The sequence below is a fragment of the Pseudomonas maioricensis genome, from assembly GCF_022790535.1.
Taxonomy (GTDB): Bacteria; Pseudomonadota; Gammaproteobacteria; order Pseudomonadales; family Pseudomonadaceae; genus Aquipseudomonas; species Aquipseudomonas maioricensis.
On the sequence record NZ_LOHG01000001.1, the window covers coordinates 412,518 to 437,041 of the forward strand.

Genomic DNA, 24,524 nt, shown 5'->3' on the forward strand with positions numbered 1-24,524 from the left:
CAGCGCAGTGTCAGGAATACCGAATCAATCTGGCCGCGAAAAAAATCCCGCGGCCAATCTGTTATCTACAACCCGTTCTTCGCCTTGAACTCACGACGCCGACGGTGCAAGACCGGCTCGGTATAACCGTTAGGTTGTTTAGTCCCTTCGATTACCAGTTCAACCGCCGCCTGGAACGCGATGTTGCTGTCGAAATCCGGCGTCAGCGGACGGTACACCGAATCCCCTGCATTCTGCCGGTCAACGACTGGTGCCATGCGCTTGAGACTGTCCATTACCTGCGTCTCGTTGACCACGCCGTGGCGCAGCCAGTTGGCGATGTGCTGGCTGGAGATACGCAGCGTGGCGCGGTCTTCCATCAGGCCAATATCGTTGATGTCCGGCACTTTCGAGCAGCCAACACCCTGATCAATCCAGCGCACCACGTAGCCGAGGATGCCCTGAGAATTATTGTCCAGTTCGTTCTGGATTTCTTCTGCAGTCCAGTCGGTGTTGGGCGCCAGCGGGATGGTCAGAATGTCATCCACCGAAGCGCGAGTGCGCTGGGCCAACTCAGCCTGTCGGGCGAACACGTCAACCTTGTGATAGTGCAGTGCGTGCAACGCAGCTGCCGTCGGCGACGGCACCCAGGCGGTGTTCGCGCCCGCCAGCGGGTGAGCGATTTTCTGTTCGAGCATCGCCGCCATCAGATCCGGCATGGCCCACATGCCCTTACCGATTTGCGCACGACCTTGCAGGCCGCAGCTCAGGCCGATATCGACGTTCCAGTTCTCGTAGGCACTGATCCACTTCTCGGCTTTCATCTGCGCTTTGCGCACGACCGGGCCGGCTTCCATGGAGGTGTGGATTTCATCGCCAGTGCGATCCAGGAAGCCCGTGTTGATGAACACCACGCGCTCGCTGGCGGCTTTGATGCACGCCTTGAGGTTGACCGTGGTCCGGCGTTCCTCGTCCATGATCCCGACTTTGAGCGTGTTGCGTGGCAGACGCAGAACGTCTTCGACGCGACCAAACAGTTCGTTGGTGAACGCCGCTTCTTCCGGGCCATGCATCTTAGGTTTGACGATGTACACCGAGCGCGTGCGGCTGTTGCTGCGCGTGGTATTGCCATTGAGGCTGTGGATCGCTGCGAGACTGGTCAGCAGACCGTCCAGGATACCTTCCGGGACTTCCTGGCCGTTCTTGTCGAGGATCGCGTCAATGGTCATCAAGTGACCGACGTTGCGGATGAACAGCAGCGAACGACCGTGCAGCTTCACATCGCCGCCATTGGGTGCGGTGTAGTGACGATCACCGTTCATGGTGCGGGTGAAGGTTTCACCGCCTTTGGAGACCTGTTCGGCGAGATCGCCTTTCATCAGGCCCAGCCAGTTGCGGTACACCACGACCTTGTCGTCGGCGTCCACGGCGGCGATAGAGTCTTCGCAGTCCATGATGGTGGTCAGTGCAGCTTCCATAAGCACGTCTTTGACTCCGGCCTGATCGGTCTGGCCAATCGGGCTGGAGGCGTCGATCTGAATCTCGAAATGCAGGCCGTTGTGCTTGAGCAACACGGCAGTCGGAGCAGACGCGTCACCTTGATAACCGATCAACTGCGCGTCGTCCTGCAGGCCGGTATTGCTACCGCCCTTGAGACTGATCACCAGTTTGCCGTCGATCAGTTTGTAACCGGTGGAATCAACGTGGGAGCCAGCGGCCAGTGGCGCGGCTTCGTCCAGAAAGGCGCGGGCGAACGCGATGACCTTGTCACCGCGAACCTTGTTGTAGCCTTTGCCTTTCTCAGCGCCATCGGCTTCGCTGATCGCGTCGGTGCCATACAGGGCGTCATACAGCGAGACCCAGCGGGCGTTCGAGGCGTTGAGGGCAAAGCGGGCATTCATCACCGGCACCACCAACTGTGGGCCAGCCATGCGAGCGATTTCTTCATCGACGTTTTGCGTCGTGATCTGGAAATCCGCCACTTCTGGCAGCAGATAACCGATCTGCTCAAGGAAAGCCTTGTAGGCCGAGGCGTCGTGGGCCTGTCCGGCATGGGACCGGTGCCAGGCGTCGATCTGCGCCTGCAAGTCATCACGTTTAGCGAGCAGTGCCTTGTTTTTAGGGGCCAGCTCATTGATCAACTGGTCTGCACCGATCCAGAAGCCAGCAGCATCAAGACCGGTCCCGGGAAGCGCTTCGTTATTCACGAAGTCATACAGGACTTTGGCGACCTGCAGGCCACCGACTTGAACGTGTTCAGTCATTGCACTTGCCTCACTCTGCTCAGCTTTTTACGCCCGGAGGGGGCGCTCTGTTGTTAGGGTCAACATCATGTAGTGCGCGAGGCGGGATACTACATGATGGTATCGCCGGGTGGAAACGAGACTGAATATGTCACTTCGCGACTGAAGTTTCATGGCCAGTCATCATCAGGATCAAGATGTTCTCAAGGATATTGCCGATTGTTCCAGATAAAAATGGAAATCGTACACAAAATGGCAGCAGTACCATGCCGGTGCGTGACAGGCAGCCTTGCCTATACTGGTTTCGTTGTCGCGGCCCATCGGGCTGGCGCGGATTCAAGACCATAAGGAGTCAGCAGTGGATCATCTCGTTATCACGGTATTTGCCCCCGACAAGCCGGGCCAGGTTGAAGCTATCGCCAAATGCATCGCTGATCACGGCGGTAACTGGCTGGAAAGTCGCATGTCCCATCTGGCAGGTCAGTTCGCCGGTATCCTGCGGCTCAGCGTGCCTGCGGACTCTCACGAAGAATTGAAAGGCGCGTTGGTTGAGTTATCCAGTCGAGGCATACGCGTGCTGTTCGCCGAAACCGCGATCGAAGTTCCTGGCGCGTGGAAACACATTGGTATGGAGCTGGTAGGCAACGACCGGCCTGGCATCGTGCGCGACATCACTCGATTGCTTTCAGAACAGGGCGTCAACGTTGAAAGGCTGGTCACTGAAGTCAAACCTGCCCCGATGAGCAGCGAGCTGTTGTTTCAAGCCGAAGCGGTGCTGGGTGTACCTGAGTTGCTGGCACTGGATGACCTGCAACGGGCATTGGAAACCCTTGCGGATGACCTGATGGTGGACCTGGTATTGCGTACGGATCTCTAGAAGCTACCGTTTTTGTAGGAGCTGCCGAAGGCTGCGATCGCGGTGTGTCATGGAAACCGCATCGCAGCCTTCGGCAGCTCCTACAGGGAAAGGTTATCCACTTTATCCATAAGCCTGCCTGTGGATAACCCTTGGAGAACCGTTTGCAGGCCATATGGCTCAAGGCCTGCAAGCTATTGATCAATAAATGATCAAGCCCTGCGCCGTGAAGTTATCCACGCGTCCATGCTGTAAATCGCAAGCCCCGCCCAGATGAACGCGAAGGTCACGAAGGTGCTTGGCGCGAGGTGTTCTTTGAAGACCAGCACTGCCAGCGCCAACACGAGGGTCGGTGCGATGTATTGCAGGAAGCCAAGGGTGGTGTAGGGCAGATGGCGCGCTGCGGCATTGAAAGCAACCAGTGGCAGGATTGTTACCGGGCCTGCGGCGGCGAGCCAGAGTGCCTCGCTGGTGGTCCAGAATTGCGCTTGTGACGTGTAGGCGGCTGGATTGAGTAGCAGCCAGCCCACGGCGATAGGCACCAGTATCCAGGTTTCCACGACAAGGCCGGGCAGGGCGGCAACCGGGGCTTTCTTGCGGACAATCCCGTATACCGCGAACGTTCCGGCAATCACTAGCGACACCCACGGCAGGCTGCCGACTTGCCAGAGTTGCTGCGCCACACCTGTGGCCGCCAGACCGACGGCGATCCATTGCAAACGTCGCAGCCGTTCGCCCAGTACCAGCATCCCCAGCAGTACGTTGACCAGCGGGTTGATGTAGTAACCCAGACTGGCTTCAACCATGCGCTCGTTATTCACCGCCCATACATACACCAGCCAGTTGATGGCGATCATCGAGCCGCTAAAAGCCAGTACCGCCAGGCGCTGGGGGTTGTCGCGCAGTTCACGCCACCAGCCGGGGTGTTTCCAGAACATCAATAACAGTGAGCCGAACAACGCCGACCACAGCACACGATGGACGATGATTTCTACCGATGGAACGTCGGCGATGGCTTTGAAGTAAAGCGGAAACAAACCCCAGATGGTGTAGGCACTGAGCCCGAGAATGTACCCGCGTTGCGGGTTGACGGCTGGCATGGTGGGTCCTGTGGCAGGTTGTGGATTCTTGTTTTCTTTCATTTGTAGGAGCTTCGACGCCGCGCTGTCGCGCAGAAAACACGGGACCTGTAGGAGCGAGCTTGCTCGCGATTCGGTCTGTCAATCGATGAAGATATCGCCTGTGCTGCCGCAATCGCGAGCAAGCTCGCTCCTACAGGCCCGTTGTTTGCAGCGAGACAGCGCAGAGTGAACATTCATTCAAAACAACTTCAGCGGCTCTTCATTCAACGCCGATAGCTGCTCGCGCAAAGCCAGGATCTGGTCACCCCAGTAACGTTCGGTGCCGAACCACGGGAAGCTGTGCGGGAATGCCGGGTCGTCCCAGCGACGGGCGAGCCAAGCGCTGTAATGCATCAGGCGCAACGCGCGCAGCGGTTCGATCAACGCCAATTCACGCGGGTTGAAATCATGGAATTCGTTGTAGCCGTCCATCAGCTCCGACAATTGCCCCAGGCATTCCTGGCGGTCGCCGGCCAGCATCATCCAGATGTCCTGAACGGCGGGGCCCATGCGGCAGTCGTCCAGGTCGACAATGTGGAACATCTCGTCGCGCGCCATCATGTTGCCGGGGTGGCAGTCGCCATGCATGCGGATGTTCTGATGTGGCGTCGCGGCGTAGGCGTCTTCAACACGCTTGAGCAGGTCTTTCGCCACGGACTCGTAAGCAGGCAGCAGGCTGCGCGGGATGCAGTCGTTCTGCAGCAGAAAATCCAGTGAGGCCTGACCGAAGTTCTGCACCGCCAGCGCTTCACGATGTTCGAAAGGTTTGGTTGCCCCTACAGCGTGGATTCGCCCGAGCAACTGGCCCAGACGATACAGCTGATCCAGGTTGCCCGGCTCTGGCGCACGACCGCCGCGACGAGGGAACAGGGTGAAGCGAAATCCCGCGTGCTCGAACAACGTCTGCCCGTTGTGCACCATCGGTGCGACGACCGGGATATCGACGTTGGCCAGCTCGAAGGTGAAGCTGTGTTCTTCAAGGATGGCTTCGTTGGTCCAGCGCTGCGGCCGGTAGAACTTGGCGATCAATGGCTGGCCGTCTTCGATGCCGACCTGATAGACGCGGTTCTCGTAGCTGTTTAGCGCAAGGATGCGGGCGTCACTGAGAAACCCGATGCTTTCAACGGCATCGAGGACCAGGTCTGGCGTAAGTGTTGCGAACGGGTGGGCCATGCTTACTCCTGCGCGCAGCAGGCTGCCGCGTCGGCCCGTGATGGTAGCGCAGACGGGCAGGGCATGGGGCTTTAGCTTCAGCGCAAAGTTGCGCGTTGCAATCAAACTGTCATCACCTGTTAGCTGTAACGAAATATTGAATCGTTAATGTCGCCGCCAATGAGATCGATCTCAAGGCGAGCGAACGTGACTGATTTGAAAGAAGTGGCACGACTGGCAGGAGTTTCGCGGGCAACTGCCGCGCGGGCTTTTGCGTCTCCCGATGTCGTGCGCCCGACTACTCGCGATCAGGTGTTCGCTGCAGCCCGGGAGTTGGGTTTTCGGCCAAACCGCTTGGGGCGTCAGTTGCGTCTGCAAACCACCAATCTGATTGGCGTGATCGTGCCCAACCTGCTTAACCCGGTCTTCGCCGAGCAGTTCCAGGCTATGGAACGTGCTGCGCGTTTGAAGGGTTACAACCTGCTGTTGGCGACCACCGATTACAGCAGTGAGCGGGAAAGCGCTGTGGTTGAAGAGTTGCTGCGTCAGCGCGTCGACGGGCTGGTGCTGACCGTGACCGATGCTGAAAGCAATCGCGTCCTGCAAAGCCTGGTCAGCGAAGACACGCCGTTCGTGCTGGCCTATCACCAACCGGGCAATCCTGATTACAGCGCCGTGTCTGTGGATAACCGCGCGGGCATGGCCCTGGCGACCCGTTACTTGCTCGATTCCGGGCATCGCAGGATTGGCATGGTGGCCGGTCCTGCGTTGCAATCGGACCGTGCCCGTCTGCGTTACGCCGGTTATTGCGACGCCATGGCAGAGCAAGGTCTGGACAGCCTGCCGGTGATTGAAATGCCTGCGCATACCCAGGCCGATTTCGCTGCTATCGAGCCTTTGCTGCGCGGCCCCAATCGGCCCAGCGCGCTGGTCTGCTCCAACGATTTGCTGGCTATCAGCCTGATCGCCGAGCTGCGTCGTAACGGCTGGAGCGTGCCCGGCCAGCTTTCCGTTATCGGCTTCGATGGCATCGCCCTCGGCGCCCAGATGCACCCGACGCTGTGCAGTGTCGTGCAACCCATCGCGGCGCTTGCCAGCACCGTGATCGATCAACTGCTGGCGCAAATCACCGGTGCCGCTCCGACTTCCCATTGCCTGCCTTGCCATATCCGGCCGGGTGAAAGTACTCAGCCCTACGAGGAGATGCTTCATGATCCGCTTCAGTAAAACCTTGGCAGCCCTGCTGCTGTGCGGTGCGGCCAGCCTGGCTCAGGCCGCTGAAACTGCCATCTGCTACAACTGCCCGCCGGAATGGGCGGACTGGGGCACGCAGCTCAAGGCGATTGCCGAGACCACCGGCGTGCAAGTGCCGCTGGACAACAAGAACTCTGGTCAGTCGCTGGCGCAACTGGTTGCCGAGAAGGCCGCACCGGTTGCTGACGTGGTGTATTACGGCGTCACTTTCGGCCTGCAGGCGCAGAAAGCTGGCGTTGTGGGCAGCTACAAACCAAAAGGCTGGGAGCAGATTCCAGCGGGCCTGAAAGACCCTGAAGGTCACTGGTTCGCAATCCACTCAGGCACTTTGGGCATCATGGTCAACGTCGATGCGCTGGGCGGTTTGCCGGTGCCGCAAAGCTGGGCTGATCTGCTCAAGCCTGAATACAAAGGCATGGTCGGTTACCTGGATCCGTCCAGCGCCTTTGTCGGTTATGTGTCTGCGGTGGCGATCAATCAGGCCATGGGCGGCACCCTGGATGATTTCAAACCAGCCATCGACTACTTCCAGAAGCTGGCGAAAAACTCGCCGATCGTGCCGAAGCAAACCGCGTATGCGCGGGTACTGTCGGGTGAGTTGCCGATCCTTGTCGATTACGACTTCAACGCCTATCGCGCTCGCTACAAAGACAAAGCCAACGTTGCCTTCGTGATCCCGAAAGAAGGCAGCATCAGCGTGCCGTACGTGATGAGCATTGTGGATAACGCACCGCATCGTGCCAACGCTGAGAAGGTGCTGGATTTCACCCTGTCCGATCAAGGTCAGTCGCTGTGGGCCAAGGCTTATCTGCGTCCGGTGCGTGACGTGAAAATGCCTGCCGATGTTGCCGCGCAATTCCTGCCGGACAGCGATTACGCCCGGGCTGGCGTTGTCGATTACGAGCACATGGCCGCCGTGCAGGAAGCATTCGCAGCGCGCTATCTGAGTGAGGTCAAGTAAGTGACCGCTTCGGTTCTGAAAGCTCAGGGCGTGAAGCCGGGCAGGCGCGCAATCTTGCGCCTGCGTCCGACGGCGGCCTGGGCGCTGGCTCCGGCGGCAACCATGCTGTTTGCCTTCTGGTTGCTGCCCTTGGCGCATCTGATTTTGCTGGGCGGCGAAAGCCGCGATGGCAGCGCCGGTTACTGGCAGGTGCTGAGCAGTGCGCAGTATCTGGGCAGTCTTGCCCAGACCTGCGTGTTGGCCATCGTGGTCACGCTGGCGGCTTTGCTGGTTGGCGGTATCAGCGGCGTGTTCCTCGCCCGGCAACGGTTTTTCGGTCGTTCGGCGCTGGTGGCTTTGCTGACTTTTCCGTTGGCATTTCCAGGCGTCGTGGTGGGCTTTCTGGTGATTCTGCTGGCCGGTCGCCAAGGCTTGTTTGCGATGCTCGGCATGGAACTGGCCGGTGAGCGCTGGATCTTTGCTTATTCGCTTACCGGGCTGTTTCTGGGCTACCTGTACTTCTCGATTCCGCGCGTGATTCTTACGGTGATGGCGGCCTGTGAAAGTCTGGATCGCAGCCTTGAAGAAGCTGCGCATTCTCTCGGCGCGGGTCATTGGCGAGTGGTCTGCGACGTGATCGTGCCGGGCCTCGCGCCAGCGTTGGTGTCCTGCGGAGCGATTTGCTTTGCGACGTCCATGGGCGCATTCGGCACCGCATTTACCCTTGGCACGCGCCTGAATGTAACGCCCGTCGCGATCTACAACGTGTTCACCAACTACGCCAATTTCGCCGTCGCTGCTGCTTTGTCAGTCGTGCTGGGCGCGTTGACCTGGGCCGTGTTGCTGCTGGCTCGGCGCCTGGTGAAAAACTCGGGGACTGTTCTGTGAAGCGCTCAACGCTGTTTGTCATGCAGTTGCTGTTCACGTTGTTGGTCTGCGCATTCATGTTGGTGCCGGTGCTGTTGTCATTGCTGGCCGGCCTGACGCGCAATTATTTCCAGGGCGTGTCGAGTGGATTGACCTTCGACTGGCTGATTCAGGTCTGGCAGGCCTATTCACCCACCGTTTGGCTGTCGATTCAATTGGCGGTTGCCTGTGCCGTGTGCGTCTGCGTGATTGGCGTACCGGCCGCGTATGCCTTGGTGCGGATGAACAATCGCTTTAGCCGCGCCTTTGAAGAGTTGATGGTATTGCCGGTGGCTATGCCCGGTCTGGCCAGCGCGCTGGCGTTGCTGCTGACCTACGGCCAGTTCGGCGGTTTCCGCAGCAGCTGGTTGTTCATTCTGGTGGGGCATGTGTTGTTCACTTTGCCGTTTCTGGTGCGCCCGGTCATGGCCGTGATGCAGCGTCAGCAACTGCCGGTACTGGAAGAGGCGGCGGCCAGTCTGGGGGCCGGACCGTTCAAGCGATTCTTCAGCGTCGTCGTGCCCAACTGTCGGGCCGGGATTCTGGCCGGGGTGTTGATGGTCGTCACCTTGTCGTTGGGTGAGTTCAACCTGACCTGGATGCTGCACACGCCGATGACCAAAACCCTGCCGGTAGGTCTCGCCGACAGCTACGCGTCTGCGCGGCTGGAAGTTGCCAGTGCCTACACCCTTATTTTTCTGTTGATGATCGTGCCGCTGTTGATTGCGTTGCAGGCCATCAGCGCCCGTCTTTCCCGTGGAGAGAGTCGATGACCGGAACCACTATTCGTTTGCAGGGCTGCCGCAAGGCGTTCGCTGACGGCACCGTCGCTGTGCATGATTTGAACCTGACTATTGAGCCCGGCGAAACCCTCGCGATTCTCGGCCCTTCGGGGTGCGGTAAGACCACCACGTTGCGCCTGATCGCCGGACTGGAAAGCACTGATGTCGGGCAGATTTTCTTCGACGATAACGACGTCACCCGTTTGCCTATCGAGAAGCGTGACGTGGGCATGGTGTTCCAGAACTACGCGTTGTTTCCCAATCTGGATGTGGCGGGGAATATCGTTTATGGCCTGAAGATCCGCGGTATGTCGCCCGCCGAGCGAAATAAGCGCTGCGCCGAATTGCTGGAGTTGGTTGGCTTGCAGGAGCATGGCAAGCGCAGCATTCATGAATTGTCCGGTGGGCAGCGTCAGCGGGTCGCCTTGGCTCGTGCGCTTGCCCCGCGTCCCCGAGTGTTGTTGCTTGATGAGCCATTGGCGGCACTGGATGCGCAATTGCGTGAGCGCTTGCGCAGCGAGCTGAATGACCTGCTGCGCGGGTTGGGGATAACTTCGGTGTTTGTGACCCATGATCAGGGCGAGGCCATGGCGCTGGGCGACCGGATTCTGGTGATGGAGAAGGGGCGTGTTGCGCAACTGGCGACGCCTCGTGAGATTTATCAACAACCTGCCAATGCCTTCGTCGCCAGTTTTGTCGGCAACCTCAATGCGTTCCCTGTGGTCGAGCGCACGGCGCAGGGTCTGAAAGTCAGTGGCGGTGAGTTGCCGTGGACGGCTTCAAATCTTCCTTCGACGGTGTACTGCCGCCCTGAGCATTTGCGTGTGATGGACGGTGAGACTCATCTGCGTGGCCGATTAGTGGGGCAGTTTTTCCAGGGCGCGCAGAGTCGCCTTCTGGTGGACGTCGGCGCGGCTCAGCCTTTGTTGGTTGATAGCGCTGACAACGTTATCCACAGCCCTGGCGCATTGATCGGCCTAGCCGTTGCGCCGCAGGTGTTGTTTACCCTGGGTGCCTGACACTGCGCGAATTTAAACCTGTACGGGACCTGTAGGAGCCGGGCTTGCCCGCGATGAAGGCACCGCGATTTATCAGGAGTTGCGTCCAACTTCATCGCGGGCAAGCCCGGCTCCTACAAAAACAGTGTGTCAGTTCAAACCTTTATGTTTTTGATGAGAGTCCATTTTGAACCACCCATTCCTCATTGCGCAGATCAGCGATCTGCACCTTAAAGCTGGTCAAAAATTGACCTATGGCGTCGTCGATACCCTGGGTGCATTGCGCCGTGCCGTGGATCACCTGAACGCCAGCGTTCCACGTCCCGACGTCGTTGTGATCAGTGGCGACCTGGTGGACTTCGGGCAGCCGGAGGAATACGCCGTGCTGCATCCGGAGCTCAAGCGCTTGCACATGCCGTTTTATCTGGTGCCGGGGAATCATGACCATCGCCAGCACTTGTTGACTGAGTTTGCCAATCAGACCTACCTGCCCCTTTCATCCGATGCGCCACTGGACTGGGTCGTGGAAGAGCATCCCGTGCGGTTGATTGGCCTGGATACCAGTATTCCCGGCTCCCATGGCGGACAGCTGACGGAGTGCCAGTTGCTCTGGCTCGATGAGTTGTTGGGGCGCCGTCCGGATGTGCCGACCGTATTGGTCCTGCATCACCCGCCGTTCATCACCGGTATCGGCCATATGGACCGCGAGCCATTCAGAAACATTGTGCAGTTTGAAACAGTGATTGCGCGCCACCCGCAGGTCGAGCGCTTGCTGTGCGGGCATTTGCATCGCCCCATGCAGCGTCGTTTTGGTGGCAGTCTGAGTTGCATCTGTCCAGGCACTTCACACCAGATCGTGCTTGATCTGCAGGAAGACGCACCGGCACATTTCAATCTGGAACCGGCGGGTTATCTGCTGCATCGCTGGCATCCACTAGAGGGGCTAGTGACTCACAATGCCGTGTTCGGCGAATACCCGGGGCCGCATCCGTTTTATGACGTGAATGGGTTGATTGATTAGTCGGCAACAAGTTAACGACTTGGAATACCACCTGTGGGAGCTGGGCTTGCCCGCGATAAGGTTTAGGTGATTTACCTGCAGAATCGAGTTGACCTTATCGCGGGCAAGCCCAGCTCCCACAGGTCCTGTATTCGTTTCTGGATTCTGCGGTGTTCGTGACACCGCAGAATCCAGAACAACATCAAGCGCCGATCACTCCACCATCATCCCGCGTGATCACCATCACCGATGAGCGCGGTTTGCCGTTTGGCAGATGCTCGGGGAAGGTTGAGCCGCCGAACTCACCAGGGTGCTGAATGCCGATGAACATGGTTTTGTAGTCCGGCGCGAAGCTGATGCCGGTGACTTCGCAACCAATCGGGCCGACCATGAAGCGACGGATCTCGCCGCTTTGCGGGTCTGCGCAGAGCATCTGGTTGTTGCCCATCCCGGCGAAGTCTCCCGCGTTGCTGGAGTCCCCGTCAGTCTGGATCCACAGACGACCGGCGCTATCAAAACTCAGGCCGTCCGGGCTGTTGAACATGTTCTGCGGGTTGATGTTGCTCGACCCACCTTGTGGCTTGCCGCTGTGAACGGTCGGGTTGCCCGCCACCACAAACAGGTCCCAGTCGAAGGCCATCGCCGAAGCGTTATCGTCATTTTCGCGCCAGCGCAGAATCTGCCCGTACTGGTTCTTCGCCCGAGGGTTAGGGCCACCGACCGGTTGCCCGTCATCGCCGCGTTTGACGTTGTTGGTCAGCGTGCAATAAACCTGACCGTCTTTAGGGCTGACGACGATCCATTCCGGACGGTCCATGCGCGTGGCTTTCACAACGCTTGCTGCAAGACGTGCGTGGATCAGCACTTCAGCCTGGTTATTAAACCCGGCAGCTGCGTCCAGGCCGTTTTTGCCGTGGGTCAGTTCGATCCATTCGCCGGTACCTTTCGGGCGATCCGGGTTGCCGTCACCATTGTCGAAACGCGCGACGTACAGCGTGCCGTGGTCCAGCAGGTTGCGGTTGGCTTTCGGGTCCTTGTGATTGATCTTGTCGCGGCTGATGAATTTGTAGATGAACTCGCCACGCTCGTCGTCGCCCATGTACACCACAGCGCGACCGCCTTTGGTTTCGGCCAACGCTGCGTTTTCATGCTTGAAGCGGCCCAGCGCAGTGCGTTTGACCGGCGTGGATTTTGGATCGAACGGATCGATTTCCACTACCCAGCCGTGACGGTTGATCTCGTTGGGGTTTTTAGCCAGGTCGAAGCGCGAATCATGCTGGTGCCAGTTGATCTCTTTACTGGCGGCGATTGCCCCGTAACGTTTGATCCCGGCATCAAACTTCTGCTCGGGATCGGTGCTGCCGAAGCAGTCCGTGAAGTTTTCTTCGCAGGTCAGGTAAGTGCCCCACGGTGTCTTGCCGTTTGCACAATTCTGGAAGGTACCCAAGGCTTTCGTGCCGGTTTTATCCGCGGCGGTCTTGAGCCAGTCGTGCCCGGCGGCCGGGCCGCTCAGGGTGATCGGGGTATTGCCGTGGATGCGACGGTTGTATTTGGAGTTCTGTACGAACTCCCACTTGCCGTTCTTTTGCTGTATCTCAATCACCGACACGCCTTCACTGGCCAGTGCTTTGCGCACTTCTTCAGCAGATTGCGGTTCTTTGCCGTGATCGAACAGGTAGCGGTAGTTGGTGTATTCGTTGTTGATGGCCATCAGCGCGCGATCTTTGCGCCCGGGCATCGGGAACAGGCTCATGCCGTCATTGTTGTCGCCGAACTGCACTTCCTGTGCTTCTGCTGTGCCTTTGCCGCTTGGATCGAACGCGGGGCCGCCAACCTGTAGCGGCTGCCCCCAACTGATCAGCACTGAAGAGGTGTAGCCCGGCGGCAAGCTGATGCTGTCGGCGGTGGCGGCAGGGATGCTGTCGAAACCGAGCAGCTTGCCTGATGCTGCACTGACACTCTTGGCCAGAGCAGTGCGGCTCAACATTCCACCGCCCAGAAACATCGCTGCGCCGCACAAGGCGCCTGCGGTGATGAAGCCACGGCGGGTGAGGCCGACCATTTGTTCAAGGTCTGTAGATTGGTTTTCTTCTAGTAGTTTCATCAACACGGCTCCCAGCAGGTGTGGCAGACACCTTAGTGAGCGCATATGACGAAATTGTGTCGCCTCGATGACGCATCAGCGCTTAAAGCGGCGTGCCCAGTAGCACAAGGGATGGCGCGAATTGGACCTGCACCGGGCTGCCGCGTTTTAGCTTGAGGGCCGCAAGCTGCGCAGGCTCTGCGAGTGCACACAGAATCTGCCCACTGGACAGGGTAATGCGCACCTCGCTTGGGCCATTAGTTGCGTCGGCAATGTCTTCTAACGTGCCGTTCAGGCAATTGTGTCCATTTGTTACGAGGCTGCCTTCGGCCATAAGCTCCAGCCAGCCGGCCTTGATCAGCGCGACGACATCTGTGCCAATCCCCAAATCCAGCCGTAGCGTGCTGTCGTGGGTAATCTGCGCATCAATGAATACATCTCCCGCCAGACGCAGGCGGACCAGATCGTTGTGACCGTGACCGGTAATGCTCTCGATGCGCCCCAATAGCTGGTTGCGAGCGCTGGTGCGCAAGGTGAGGCGACTGAGTAAATCCAGGTCGCCACTTTCCTCGGTGGCTTCCAGTACCTGGGCCTGAAGTGTCTGCAAGCGTTGGTACAGCCGCAACACGCGCTCACCTTCCACCGAAAGCTTCGCGCCCCCACCGCCCCGACCACCCACGCTACGTTCCACCAGCGGTTTTTGCGCCAGATTGTTCAGCTCATCAATGGCATCCCACGCAGCCTTGTAGCTCAACCCCGCACTTTTGGCTGCACGGGTGATCGAGCCCTGCTCGGCAATGTGCTGCAGCAGCGCAATGCGTTGCGGGCGACGGACCATGTGTTGAGTGAGCAGAGTGGGTAAGGGCATGGGGCTGCTTTTGGGTCGTGATGATGGTGGGCAGTGTAAGGCATTGGTGTTTTGTAGGAGCTGCCGGATGGCCACTGTTCGCATGTCACCTGTAGGAGCTGCCGAAGGCTGCGATGGCGGTGTGTCAGGGCGAATGCTTCGCAGCCTTCGGCAGCTCCTACAAAATGTCGTTCTCTATTGATGGTTATCAATCCCCCGGCTTAGGCGTGCGCGCCAGACAATAAACATCCACCCGACACGCCCCGGCCTTGATCAGCAGCTTCGCAATCACGTCCGCTGTAGAGCCTGTAGTCAGAACGTCGTCCACCAGCGCCACATGCTTGCCTTTGATCTTTTCTTCATCAGCCACGACAAACGCATCGCGCAGATTTCGCTTGCGGGCTTTGGCATCGAGGCCTTGTTGGGGCGGGGTTTCCTGAGTGCGCAGTATCAGCCGGTCTTCCACAGGCAGTTGCAGTTGTTCGCCCAGCCAGCCAGCGAGCATTGCAGCCTGGTTGTAACCGCGTTGGCGCAGCCGTTTTACGGCCATTGGCACGGGTAACAGGAAGTCCGGGCGGGGCAGGTTTTCCTCGAAACGGTGTTGCAGAAACTGGCCAAGCAATTGCGCCATCAAGCGTCCCATGGGCCAGTTGCCCTGATGCTTGAAGCGCGTGATCAGGCTGTCGATGGGGAACTGATACAGCCAGGGCGCTGCGACTTCATCGAAGGCGGGGGAGTGCCGGTCGCATTGCGCGCAACTCAGACCTGACATCGCCAGCGGGAGTGCGCATTGCTGGCATTGGTCGCCGAGCCAGGGCAGTTCGGTTTCACAGGCTGTGCAAATGGGATAAAGCGTGTCCGTTGATTCATCGCACAATAAACACGCTTGGTTGTTTTTTAACCAGATGTAAACCTGATGCGTAGGATGTGGTTGACAGCGCATGGCTCTTCCTTAAACATGCCGACATATCCGTGTCACGCCTGTGGACTTTCAGCCTGTGCAAGCAGAGCTGTGTCGCAGGTCGTTCACCAAAAGAACCAGGCCAGAAAAACCGAGGACCACCCGATGAGCGCCAGTACTACCGCCACTTTGCGTCATGACTGGACTTTAGCTGAGGTCAGAGCGCTGTTCGTACAGCCTTTCAATGACCTGCTGTTTCAGGCGCAGACGGTGCACCGCGCTCATTTCGACGCCAATCGCGTTCAGGTTTCGACGCTGCTGTCGATCAAGACGGGCGCCTGCCCGGAGGACTGCAAGTACTGCCCGCAATCGGGTCACTACAACACCGGTCTGGAAAAAGAAAAGCTGCTGGAAGTACAGAAGGTTCTCGAAGAAGCCGCTCGCGCCAAGGCCATCGGTTCGACCCGGTTCTGCATGGGCGCCGCCTGGAAGCACCCATCGGCCAAAGACATGCCTTACGTGCTGGAAATGGTCAAAGGCGTGAAAGCCATGGGCCTGGAAACCTGCATGACACTGGGGCGCCTGGATCAGGAGCAAACTGAAGCGCTGGCTTCAGCCGGTCTGGATTACTACAACCACAACCTGGATACCTCGCCGGACTTCTACACCAGCATCATCACCACTCGTACTTACAGCGAGCGTTTGCAGACCCTGGCTTACGTGCGTGACTCGGGGATGAAGATCTGTTCCGGCGGCATCCTGGGCATGGGTGAGTCACTGGATGACCGCGCGAATTTGCTGATCCAGCTGGCCAATCTGCCGGAGCATCCCGAGTCGGTGCCAATCAACATGCTGGTCAAGGTCGCCGGTACGCCTCTGGAAAATGCCGAGGACATTGATCCGTTTGATTTCATCCGCATGCTCGCCGTGGCGCGCATTCTGATGCCGCAGTCTCACGTGCGTCTGTCGGCAGGGCGTGAAGCCATGAACGAGCAAATGCAGGCGCTGGCGTTCTTCGCCGGTGCCAACTCGATTTTCTATGGCGACAAGCTACTGACCACCGCCAACCCGCAAGCCGACAAGGACATGCTGTTGTTCTCGAGGTTGGGCATCAAGCCGGAAGCTCGCGAAGAGCACGCTGACGAAGTGCATCAAGCCGCAATCGAGCAGGCGCTGGTCGAGCAGAAAAGCAGCGAGCAGTTTTATAACGCAGTGGTTTAGCGCGCAGATTTCTGTTGGAGCGAGGTCCTGTGGGAGCGAGGCTTGCCCGCGATTTTGGTTGACCCTATCGCGGGCAAGCCTCGCTCCCACATGGATCTCCAGACAGCTTCCCTCCTTGAGGCCCCCCATGTCTTTCGATCTGAGCACGCGTCTGGCTTCCCGGCGCGCTGATAATCTCTACCGCCAGCGCCCCTTGTTGCAAAGCCCGCAAGGACCCGAAGTGGTGGTCGACGGCAAGCCGTTGCTGGCGTTCTGTAATAACGATTACCTGGGGCTGGCCAATCATCCCGAGATTATCGCCGCCTGGCAGGCCGGTGCTGACAAGTGGGGCGTTGGCGGCGGCTCTTCGCATCTGGTGATTGGTCATAGCAGCCCGCATCACGCGCTCGAAGACGCGTTGGCCGAGCTTACCGGGCGACCACGTGCGTTGTTATTTTCCAATGGCTATATGGCCAACCTCGGAGCAGTTACTGCGCTCGTGGGGCAGGGCGATACCGTCCTCGAGGACCGGCTCAATCACGCGTCACTGCTGGATGCCGGTTTGCTCAGCGGCGCCCGCTTTTCCCGGTATCTGCACAACGATGCCCAGAGTTTGAGTTCACGTCTGGAGAAAGCCGTTGGCGATACGCTGGTGGTTACTGATGGCGTGTTCAGCATGGACGGCGACATCGCCGATTTGCCGACGCTGGCCCAAACCGCGAAAGCCAAAGGCGCCTGGCTGATGGTCGATGACGCTCATGGTTTCGGCCCATTGGGAGCCAATGGCGGGGGCATCGTCGAGCACTTCGGTCTAGGCATCAATGAGGTCCCGGTATTGATCGGCACGCTGGGCAAGGCGTTCGGCACATCCGGGGCCTTCGTGGCTGGCAGCGACGAGTTGATCGAAACCATGATTCAGTTTGCCCGCCCCTACATCTACACCACCAGTCAGCCGCCCGCGCTGGCTTGCGCAACCCTGAAAAGCCTTGAGCTGCTGCGCACCGAGCATTGGCGTCGTGAACACCTGGCGCAGCTCATCGCGCAGTTTCGCGCCGGGGCCGAGCAGATTGGCCTAACGCTGATGGACAGCTTCACGCCGATCCAGCCGATCCTTATTGGCGATGCCGGGCAGGCGCTGCGGCTTTCGGAAATGCTACGTGAGCACGGTCTTCTGGTGACCGCGATTCGTCCCCCTACCGTACCCGCAGGCAGCGCGCGATTGCGCGTGACGCTATCCGCCGCACACAGCGCCGCACAAGTGCAGCTATTGTTGAATGCATTGGCGCAGTGTTACCCGCTGCTGGGCATGAGCGAACAGGTGGAGCCAGAGCATGCGTGATCGGTTGATTCTGTTACCGGGTTGGGGCTTGGGTATCTCGCCTCTGGAGCCTTTGGCCGCTGCGTTGCGTGGCCTGGATGATCATTTGCGGGTGGAAATCGAGCCGTTGCCAGACCTGGACAGCAGCGACCCTCGCGAATGGCTCGATGAACTGGACTCGACGTTGCCTGATGACGCCTGGCTGGGTGGCTGGTCGCTGGGCGGCATGCTCGCGGCAGAGTTGGCGGCGCGTCGGGGTGAGCGTTGCTGTGGCTTGGTGACGCTGGCCAGCAACGCCAGTTTCGTGCCTCGCGGCGCCTGGCCCAATGCAATGCCTGCCGGAGATTTCGATGCGTTTCTGACCGGGTGCATTGATCATCCTGACGCGACCTTGAAGCGCTTCAGTCTGCTGTGTGCGCAAGGTGCTGAGGATCCACGTGCGATTTCACGCCTGCTCAAGGCTGGCGCGCCACATGGCCCGGTCAACTCGCTGGTGCATGGCCTGCAATTGCTGGAGCAACTCGATACCCGTAGCGCGTTGCAAACATTTCGGGGGCCGCAGTTGCACCTGTTCGCAGGACTGGATGCCTTTGTTCCGGCCGAAGCTGCGAGCGATCTGCTGGCGCTTTTACCCGACGTGGAGGTGGGGCTGATCGAGCAGGCCAGCCACGCCTTCCTGCTGGAAAATCCTCACGGTGTCGCAGCGGCGATCCACGCGTTTCTTCATGAGTCCGGTGATGACTGATCTTTCCAATCCACGGCTGCCAGGCGGTTTGCCAGATAAACGCCAGGTGGCTGCATCTTTTTCCCGTGCGGCGGGCAGTTATGACAGCGTTGCCGAGTTGCAGCGCGCGGTGGGCGGCGAACTGTTTTCACGTCTCCCCGCCGGGCCGAGTCCCGCTCGCTGGCTGGATCTTGGCAGTGGCACCGGGTACTTCAGCCGGGCGCTGGCCGAGGCATATGACGGTAGCGAAGGGGTTGCGCTGGACATTGCCGAAGGCATGTTGCGCCATGCACGGCCGCTGGGTGGCGCTGAACATTTTGTGGTTGGCGATGCAGAGCGCATGCCGCTGCGGGATGAGCATTTCGGGCTGATTTTCTCCAGCCTCGCGGTGCAGTGGTGCGCGGATTTTGCTGCGGTGCTGGGGGAAGCTCGTCGAGTGCTGCAGCCCGGTGGAGTATTCGCTTTTGCCAGTCTGTGTGTAGGCACACTTTATGAACTACGCGACAGCTGGCAGGCGGTCGACGGTATGGTTCACGTCAATCGCTTCCGGCAACTCGAGGAATACCGTCGGCTGTGCGCAGCGAGTGGTATGCGCGTGCGCTCCATTGAGGTCAGGCCTCATGTTTTGTACTACCCGGATCTGCGCAGCCTCACTCACGAGTTAAAGGCTTTGGGTGCACACAATCTGAACCCGGGACGCCCAGGCGGTTTGACCGGACGCGCACGGCTACTAGCCTTGATTGAGGCGTACGAAGGTTATCGTCAGCCACAAGGTTTACCGGCGACCTACCAGGTCGTCTACGCGGTGCTGGAAAAAACCGTCTGAGTTCTTCATGTCAAAAGGGATTGCCGAGATGAGCCGTGCGTACTTCATCGCAGGCACCGACACCGATGTCGGTAAAACCACCATCGCTGCGGGACTGCTACAGGCTGCCCGATCCAGTGGGTTGAGTACCCTTGCAGGCAAGCCGGTGGCTTCGGGCTGTGCGGTTGGCCCTGACGGGCTGCGTAACCCGGACGCTCTTGCATTGATGGCCGAGAGTTCTGTGAAGTTGGGTTATGACGAGGTCAACCCGTTTGCCTTCGAGCCCGCCATCGCGCCCCATCTGGCTGCCCGTGAGGCGGGTGTCGCCTTGACGGTGCAGGCGCTGCTCGGCCCGATGCGTTTATTGCTGGCCCGCAATGCCGATTTCACCCTGATCGAAGGCGCGGGCGGCTGGCGCGTACCCTTGGCGGATCAGGCCAATCTGTCGGATTTGGCCATCGGCCTGCAATTGCCCGTGATTCTTGTCGTCGGCGTGCGCCTCGGGTGTATCAGCCATGCGTTGCTGACTGCCGAGGCCATCGCTGCAGATGGGCTGCAATTGGCGGGGTGGGTGGCCAACATCATCGATCCGAAAACCTCACGGCTTGAAGAGAATCTGGCGACCCTTGCTGAGCGATTGCCTGCGCCGTGTCTGGGGCGCGTGCCTAAATTGAAGAAAGCAGGCGCTGACGCGGTGGCGGAGTATCTGCATCTGGAGTTGCTGGATTGATCGCTGCGTGGTTTATGCAGGAGCTGTCGAAGGCTGCGATTGCGGTCTGTCTGACCCATACCGCTTCGCGACCGTCGTAACCTCCGATGGCTCCTACAGGGAATCGGTGTGGCTAGAATGTGCGCCACTGCACAAAAATTGATCAATGTAGTGGAGGCCGAAACAGTAAACTGGCCAGGCCAGAAAGACTAAGCCTATGAAGAGGCTTTGTGCCATTAGTCTTTTTGTCGGGTGTTTCACCGGGTTTACTGCTTAAATAAGCCCGTGTTCGCTTTACGAACAGAGGATCGATTTATGCAAATCACCATGAACAACACGCTGTATCCAGGCCTTAGCGCTATGGAAGTTGGGCAGTCGCGTGTCGATCAGGCGGCTACTCAAATCGCCAGCAGCAATATTGAAGTCTCCGGCAGAAGCCAGTCTTCGGACTTCCAGCTGGAAAACCTGCGTTCGGTTGATCGCTCTCAGCGTTCAGATCTGTCCGCTAATCTGGTTGAGATGGCCTCTGGCAAAAACCAGGTTGAAGCCGGTGTAGCCGTGCAAAAAGCCAGCGACGAAATGCTCGGCACTTTGATTGATACTTACGCCTGATTGATACTTACGCCTGATTGATACCTGCGCCTGATTCATCCCTCCTTTTGTAACTCTTCTTTGCCGTGCGATCTGCGCACGGCATGCGCTGAATTCCCCGCTATCACCCGCTTCTATTTCCTCTGTTCACCCTCTGCAAGTCAGCCTCTCTCAACTAGACTCATGGCATCGACGAACGGCCAGCGCTGTGCTGTACGCCTCTGTCTGTGCGCCCTGCAAAACATCTCTAGATGAAAGGTTGCGGACGCATGCTTGACAAGGTTTGGGCGTAAACGTATGTTTCAAACACCTGTTTGACCGCTAGGCATCCGAGATTGTCCGGTGGTTGGGGAACGTTCCCGCAGCGACCGATCGGTCACACATTTCCAGGTTTCATCAGCAGAGGTTTATCGCTATGCCTGACTACAAGGCCCCCTTGCGTGATATTCGCTTCGTTCGTGACGAACTGCTCGGCTACGAAGCGCATTATCAAAGTCTGCCGGCTTGCCAGGACGCTACTCCAGATATGGTCGACGCCATTCTTGAAGAAGGCGCCAAGTTTTGTGAGCAGGTGCTGGCGCCACTGAATCGTGTGGGCGATCTGGAAGGTTGTACCTGGAGCGAGTCAGGCGTGAAAACGCCGAGCGGGTTCAAAGAGGCTTACAAGCAATTCGTCGAAGGCGGCTGGCCAAGTCTGGCCCACGACGTTGAGCACGGCGGTCAGGGCTTGCCGGAATCGCTGGGTCTGGCGGTCAGTGAAATGGTTGGCGAGGCCAACTGGTCGTGGGGCATGTATCCAGGCTTGTCTCATGGTGCGATGAACACCATTTCCGAGCACGGTACCGAAGAGCAGCAGCACCAGTATCTGACCAAGCTGGTTTCGGGCGAATGGACCGGCACCATGTGCCTGACCGAATCCCACTGCGGCACCGACCTGGGCATGTTGCGTACCAAGGCCGAACCACAGGCTGATGGCTCGTACCGGGTGACCGGCACCAAAATCTTTATCTCGGCTGGCGAACACGACATGGCCGATAACATCGTCCACATCGTATTGGCGCGCCTTCCGGACGCTCCAGCGGGTACCAAAGGCATCTCGCTGTTCATCGTGCCGAAATTCCTGCCAAACGCTGACGGCAGCGTTGGCGAGCGCAACGCCGTGACCTGTGGCTCTCTGGAGCACAAGATGGGCATCCACGGCAACGCGACCTGTGTGATGAACTTCGACGCGGCTACTGGCTTCCTGATCGGGCCGGCGAACAAAGGCCTGAACTGCATGTTCACCTTCATGAACACTGCGCGTCTGGGTACCGCGCTGCAGGGTCTGGCTCACGCCGAAATCGGCTTCCAGGGCGGCTTGAAATACGCGCGTGATCGTTTGCAGATGCGTTCCCTGACTGGCCCGAAAGCGCCGGACAAGGCTGCTGACCCGATCATCGTTCACCCCGATGTGCGGCGCATGCTGCTGACCATGAAGGCGTTCTCTGAAGGCACCCGCGCTATGGTGTACTTCACCGCCAAACAGGTGGATATCGCCAAGTACAGCGAAGACGCTGAGCACAAGAAGCAGGCTGACGCGCTGTTGGCATTCATGACGCCGATTGCCAAGGCGTTCATGACTGAAGTGGGCTTTGAGTCCGCTAACCACGGTGTGCAAATCTACGGTGGACACGGCTTCATTGCCGAGTGGGGCATGGAGCAGAACGTTCGCGACAGCCGTATTTCGATGCTGTACGAAGGCACCACCGGTATTCAGGCGCTGGACCTGCTGGGCCGTAAAGTGCTGATGACTCAAGGCGAGGCGCTCAAGGGCTTCACCAAGATCGTCCACAAGTTCTGCCAGAACAACGAAGGTGCCGAGGCTGTTCAGGAGTTCATCACTCCGCTCGCGGCTTTGAACAAGGAATGGGGCGAACTGACCATGAAAGTGGGCATGGCCGCCATGAAAGATCGTGAAGAAGTCGGTGCCGCCTCGGTGGACTACCTGATGTATTCCGGTTATGCCTGCCTGGCGTACTTCTGGGCCGACATGGCTCGTGTGGCTTCCGAAAAACTGGCTGCCGGTACCAGCGAAGAGGCGTTCTATACCGCCAAGCTGCAGACTGCGCGTTTCTACTTCCAGCGCATCCTGCCACGTACCCGTTCGCACGTTGCCGCGATGCTCTCGGGTGCCAACAACCTGATGGACATGAAGGAAGAGGATTTCGGCCTCGCTTACTAAGCTTCGCCGGTTTCACTCAAAGCCGCTTCTCATTCGGGGGAAGCGGCTTTTTTGTGGCTGCTCGTATCAGGGACGCTGTTCGCGAACAAGTTCGCTCTCATCAAAAAACTACAACTATCTGATTGGAATGCTTTTCTGTAGGAGCGCACGAGCACCGCGAGGCCGCGATGGCGTCCTGTGCCATCGCGCCCTCGCGGTGCTCGTGCGCTCCTACAGATTCAATGTTTGCTGCGCGACAGCGCTGTGTCAGTGGCATAGGGGCAGCTCCTACCGGTGATGTCATCGCCCATTCGAGTCCTGCGATAAGCAAATCCGGATGAGGCAGGGACTCTTGGTAGGAGCGAACTTGTTCGCGAGGCGATGTGTCAGGTATGGCATTTCGCTGCCGTCACGCGATCTTCACCTCCTGCCAATAAACATTTCCGGGATCCTGCCGTTAAAGAAAGTAGCCTGCTATTTAGTTCTTCTGAATGCATATCCGAGCGGATGAAGGCACAATGCCAGCTACTGAGTTCTTTACCCTGTGATGGGTAGGAGACATCCCTTTTGTTGCGTTCTTCTGCTGCACGTTTGAGTCATTTTTTGCCGTCGCTATTTTTATTGCTTGCGGGGCTGGCGGCCGCCTATGTCAAAGACTTGAACGTGTTCTTCACGTCCCTGTTCAACGTGCTGCCTACGCTGGTTCTTCTGCTAGGCGGCGCGTATTGCTGTGTCTATCGGCGTCAGCGCGAGCTGTTCCTGATGATCACCGTGTATATCGCTTACTTTCTGCTGGATACCCAGACCGATTATTTCCGCGACAATGGCGTTGTTCGTGAAGACGCGGCTGTGGTGTTCCACCTGGTGTGCCTGTTATTGCCGCTGCTTTATGGCGTTTATGCCGCCTGGGAGGAGCGAACTCATCTGGTTCAAGACCTGATAGCGCGGCTTGCGGTGTTGGTCGCCGTCGGCGCGGTTGCGCTGGGGCTTGAGCAGAGCTACCCCGCGGTATTGCTGGCTTCGCTGGCGGAAATCCGTTGGCCAGCGTTGCATGGCTCGTGGATGAGCCTGATTCAGCTGTCTTATCTGTCCTTCCTGATTGCCTTCGGCCTGTTGATTGCGCAATACGTTCGCAAGCCTCGGCCGTTGCATGCCGCGCAGTTGATCGGGTTGCTGGGGTTATTCTGGGCGCTGCCGAAAACGTTCATTTTGCCGTTCACCCTGAACATCATGTGCAGTCAGGTGATGTTGATGATTGCCGCCGGTGTTGCCCATGAGGCCTATCAAATGGCGTTCCGCGACGAGCTGACCGGCTTGCCTGGGCGTCGGGCTCTCAATGAGCGCATGCAGCGTCTGGGGCGTAATTACGTCTTGGCGATGAGCGACGTCGATCATTTCAAGAAATTTAACGATACCCACGGCCATGACGTAGGTGATCAGGTGCTGCGGCTGGTGGCCAGCAAGCTGTCGAAGATCACTAATGGCGGCGGCAAGGCTTATCGCTACGGCGGTGAGGAATTTGCCATTGTCTTTGCGGCAAAATCCATCGAGGAATGTATTCCGCATCTGGAAGCCATTCGCGAAGTGATCGCCAACTATGAAATCCAGTTACGTAATCCGGATAACCGTCCCAAAGACGATCAGCAAGGTCGTCAGCGTCGAGGTGCAGGGCCCGCGACCAGCGTGTCGGTGACCGTCAGCATTGGTGTTGCCGAGCGGCTGCCGGAGCACCGTACCCCCGAAGAAGTCCTGAAGGCCGCCGACCAGGCGTTGTACGCGGCTAAAAGCGCCGGGCGTAACTGCGTCATGTCCCACGGGCAGAGCACCAAGCGCGGTGCTGTGCGGACTGCAGCTGCTTAATTTTTTCCGCACGCGCTCATCAAACAAAATGCAAATTGATTGAAATGCATTTTCT

At 58.6% G+C, this 24,524-nt stretch carries 21 protein-coding genes; 15 read left to right on the forward strand and 6 right to left on the reverse strand.

The window, feature by feature from the left end; translation table 11 throughout:
* Positions 1–65 precede the first annotated feature (65 nt).
* Positions 66–2,243 (reverse strand): malate synthase G, encoded by a 2,178-nt coding sequence (locus AUC61_RS01930; RefSeq protein ID WP_243244211.1) that lies wholly within the window; start codon positions 2,241–2,243, stop codon positions 66–68.
* 337 nt (positions 2,244–2,580) lie between these two features.
* Between AUC61_RS01930 and AUC61_RS01935 the strand changes: the two genes are divergently transcribed.
* A complete protein-coding gene (locus tag AUC61_RS01935; RefSeq protein WP_243244212.1) occupies positions 2,581–3,099 on the forward strand; it encodes a glycine cleavage system transcriptional repressor in 519 nt (172 codons plus the stop codon).
* A 191-nt stretch (positions 3,100–3,290) separates the two neighbouring features.
* Here the strand turns inward: AUC61_RS01935 and rarD are convergent, their stop codons facing one another.
* Both rarD and AUC61_RS01945 read right to left on the reverse strand, forming a co-directional pair.
* Complete coding sequence (gene rarD, locus AUC61_RS01940; RefSeq protein WP_243244213.1) at positions 3,291–4,178, reverse strand: EamA family transporter RarD; 888 nt, start codon at positions 4,176–4,178, stop codon at positions 3,291–3,293.
* 219 nt (positions 4,179–4,397) lie between these two features.
* The gene (locus AUC61_RS01945; RefSeq protein ID WP_027901914.1) at positions 4,398–5,372 is read right to left on the reverse strand and encodes a serine/threonine protein kinase; all 975 of its coding nucleotides are present in this window, start codon (positions 5,370–5,372) and stop codon (positions 4,398–4,400) included.
* Positions 5,373–5,558: 186 nt separating this feature from the next.
* Here AUC61_RS01945 and AUC61_RS01950 point away from each other — a divergent pair, with 186 nt between their 5' ends.
* The 6 genes from AUC61_RS01950 to AUC61_RS01975 all read left to right on the forward strand — a co-directional run bounded on the left by AUC61_RS01950 (position 5,559) and on the right by AUC61_RS01975 (position 11,252).
* Positions 5,559–6,578, forward strand: a complete 1,020-nt coding sequence (locus tag AUC61_RS01950; RefSeq protein ID WP_243244214.1) for a LacI family DNA-binding transcriptional regulator — start codon at positions 5,559–5,561, stop codon at positions 6,576–6,578.
* The gene (locus tag AUC61_RS01955; protein WP_243244215.1) at positions 6,562–7,566 is read left to right on the forward strand and encodes an ABC transporter substrate-binding protein; all 1,005 of its coding nucleotides are present in this window, start codon (positions 6,562–6,564) and stop codon (positions 7,564–7,566) included. Before AUC61_RS01950 ends, AUC61_RS01955 begins: the two co-directional genes overlap by 17 nt.
* Positions 7,567–7,668: 102 nt before the next feature.
* Positions 7,669–8,433, forward strand: coding sequence for an ABC transporter permease (locus tag AUC61_RS01960; RefSeq protein ID WP_264760713.1), 765 nt, complete (start codon positions 7,669–7,671; stop codon positions 8,431–8,433).
* Complete coding sequence (locus tag AUC61_RS01965; RefSeq protein WP_243244217.1) at positions 8,430–9,224, forward strand: ABC transporter permease; 795 nt, start codon at positions 8,430–8,432, stop codon at positions 9,222–9,224. Before AUC61_RS01960 ends, AUC61_RS01965 begins: the two co-directional genes overlap by 4 nt.
* Complete coding sequence (locus AUC61_RS01970; protein ID WP_243244218.1) at positions 9,221–10,252, forward strand: ABC transporter ATP-binding protein; 1,032 nt, start codon at positions 9,221–9,223, stop codon at positions 10,250–10,252. Before AUC61_RS01965 ends, AUC61_RS01970 begins: the two co-directional genes overlap by 4 nt.
* Positions 10,253–10,418: 166 nt before the next feature.
* Entirely contained in the window at positions 10,419–11,252 is an 834-nt protein-coding gene (locus tag AUC61_RS01975; RefSeq protein WP_243244219.1) for a phosphodiesterase, read from the forward strand.
* Between the two features lie 181 nt (positions 11,253–11,433).
* On the opposite strand, the gene AUC61_RS01980 is transcribed toward AUC61_RS01975, so the two are convergent.
* The 3 genes from AUC61_RS01980 to AUC61_RS01990 all read right to left on the reverse strand — a co-directional run bounded on the left by AUC61_RS01980 (position 11,434) and on the right by AUC61_RS01990 (position 15,104).
* Positions 11,434–13,335 carry a PhoX family protein gene (locus AUC61_RS01980; protein ID WP_243244220.1) on the reverse strand — a complete coding sequence of 634 codons (1,902 nt, stop codon included), beginning with the start codon at positions 13,333–13,335 and terminating at the stop codon, positions 11,434–11,436.
* An 82-nt stretch (positions 13,336–13,417) separates the two neighbouring features.
* Positions 13,418–14,182, reverse strand: a complete 765-nt coding sequence (locus AUC61_RS01985) for a TOBE domain-containing protein (RefSeq protein WP_243244221.1) — start codon at positions 14,180–14,182, stop codon at positions 13,418–13,420.
* A gap of 187 nt (positions 14,183–14,369) precedes the next feature.
* Positions 14,370–15,104, reverse strand: coding sequence for a ComF family protein (locus tag AUC61_RS01990; RefSeq protein ID WP_243244222.1), 735 nt, complete (start codon positions 15,102–15,104; stop codon positions 14,370–14,372).
* Between the two features lie 123 nt (positions 15,105–15,227).
* On the opposite strand from AUC61_RS01990, the gene bioB reads away from it, so the two are divergent.
* The 8 genes from bioB to AUC61_RS02030 all read left to right on the forward strand — a co-directional run bounded on the left by bioB (position 15,228) and on the right by AUC61_RS02030 (position 24,469).
* A complete protein-coding gene (gene bioB / locus AUC61_RS01995) occupies positions 15,228–16,283 on the forward strand; it encodes a biotin synthase BioB (RefSeq protein WP_027901924.1) in 1,056 nt (351 codons plus the stop codon).
* 127 nt (positions 16,284–16,410) lie between these two features.
* Complete coding sequence (gene bioF, locus AUC61_RS02000) at positions 16,411–17,601, forward strand: 8-amino-7-oxononanoate synthase (RefSeq protein WP_243244223.1); 1,191 nt, start codon at positions 16,411–16,413, stop codon at positions 17,599–17,601.
* Positions 17,594–18,325 (forward strand): alpha/beta fold hydrolase, encoded by a 732-nt coding sequence (locus tag AUC61_RS02005; protein ID WP_243244224.1) that lies wholly within the window; start codon positions 17,594–17,596, stop codon positions 18,323–18,325. Before bioF ends, AUC61_RS02005 begins: the two co-directional genes overlap by 8 nt.
* Complete coding sequence (bioC, locus tag AUC61_RS02010; RefSeq protein ID WP_243244225.1) at positions 18,318–19,130, forward strand: malonyl-ACP O-methyltransferase BioC; 813 nt, start codon at positions 18,318–18,320, stop codon at positions 19,128–19,130. The genes AUC61_RS02005 and bioC overlap by 8 nt, the downstream gene beginning before the upstream one ends.
* A 28-nt stretch (positions 19,131–19,158) precedes the next feature.
* A complete protein-coding gene (bioD, locus tag AUC61_RS02015) occupies positions 19,159–19,839 on the forward strand; it encodes a dethiobiotin synthase (protein WP_243244345.1) in 681 nt (226 codons plus the stop codon).
* Positions 19,840–20,133: 294 nt separating this feature from the next.
* Positions 20,134–20,430 (forward strand): pyrroloquinoline quinone biosynthesis protein PqqE, encoded by a 297-nt coding sequence (locus AUC61_RS02020; protein WP_122664119.1) that lies wholly within the window; start codon positions 20,134–20,136, stop codon positions 20,428–20,430.
* Between the two features lie 394 nt (positions 20,431–20,824).
* Positions 20,825–22,630 carry a phenylacyl-CoA dehydrogenase gene (locus tag AUC61_RS02025; protein ID WP_243244226.1) on the forward strand — a complete coding sequence of 602 codons (1,806 nt, stop codon included), beginning with the start codon at positions 20,825–20,827 and terminating at the stop codon, positions 22,628–22,630.
* A 546-nt stretch (positions 22,631–23,176) separates the two neighbouring features.
* Positions 23,177–24,469, forward strand: coding sequence for a GGDEF domain-containing protein (locus tag AUC61_RS02030; protein WP_243244227.1), 1,293 nt, complete (start codon positions 23,177–23,179; stop codon positions 24,467–24,469).
* Positions 24,470–24,524: the final 55 nt, after the last annotated feature.

Coding starts and splice junctions, on each gene's coding strand:
- AUC61_RS01930 (WP_243244211.1), bottom strand. CDS start 2,243: ATGACTGAACACGTTCAAGTCGGTGGCCTGCAGGTCGCCAAAGTCCTG.
- rarD (WP_243244213.1), bottom strand. CDS start 4,178: ATGCCAGCCGTCAACCCGCAACGCGGGTACATTCTCGGGCTCAGTGCC.
- AUC61_RS01945 (WP_027901914.1), bottom strand. CDS start 5,372: ATGGCCCACCCGTTCGCAACACTTACGCCAGACCTGGTCCTCGATGCC.
- AUC61_RS01955 (WP_243244215.1), top strand. CDS start 6,562: ATGATCCGCTTCAGTAAAACCTTGGCAGCCCTGCTGCTGTGCGGTGCG.
- AUC61_RS01960 (WP_264760713.1), top strand. CDS start 7,669: ATGCTGTTTGCCTTCTGGTTGCTGCCCTTGGCGCATCTGATTTTGCTG.
- AUC61_RS01970 (WP_243244218.1), top strand. CDS start 9,221: ATGACCGGAACCACTATTCGTTTGCAGGGCTGCCGCAAGGCGTTCGCT.
- AUC61_RS01980 (WP_243244220.1), bottom strand. CDS start 13,335: ATGAAACTACTAGAAGAAAACCAATCTACAGACCTTGAACAAATGGTC.
- AUC61_RS01985 (WP_243244221.1), bottom strand. CDS start 14,182: ATGCCCTTACCCACTCTGCTCACTCAACACATGGTCCGTCGCCCGCAA.
- AUC61_RS01990 (WP_243244222.1), bottom strand. CDS start 15,104: ATGCGCTGTCAACCACATCCTACGCATCAGGTTTACATCTGGTTAAAA.
- bioB (WP_027901924.1), top strand. CDS start 15,228: ATGAGCGCCAGTACTACCGCCACTTTGCGTCATGACTGGACTTTAGCT.
- bioF (WP_243244223.1), top strand. CDS start 16,411: ATGTCTTTCGATCTGAGCACGCGTCTGGCTTCCCGGCGCGCTGATAAT.
- AUC61_RS02005 (WP_243244224.1), top strand. CDS start 17,594: ATGCGTGATCGGTTGATTCTGTTACCGGGTTGGGGCTTGGGTATCTCG.
- bioC (WP_243244225.1), top strand. CDS start 18,318: ATGACTGATCTTTCCAATCCACGGCTGCCAGGCGGTTTGCCAGATAAA.
- bioD (WP_243244345.1), top strand. CDS start 19,159: ATGAGCCGTGCGTACTTCATCGCAGGCACCGACACCGATGTCGGTAAA.
- AUC61_RS02020 (WP_122664119.1), top strand. CDS start 20,134: ATGCAAATCACCATGAACAACACGCTGTATCCAGGCCTTAGCGCTATG.
- AUC61_RS02025 (WP_243244226.1), top strand. CDS start 20,825: ATGCCTGACTACAAGGCCCCCTTGCGTGATATTCGCTTCGTTCGTGAC.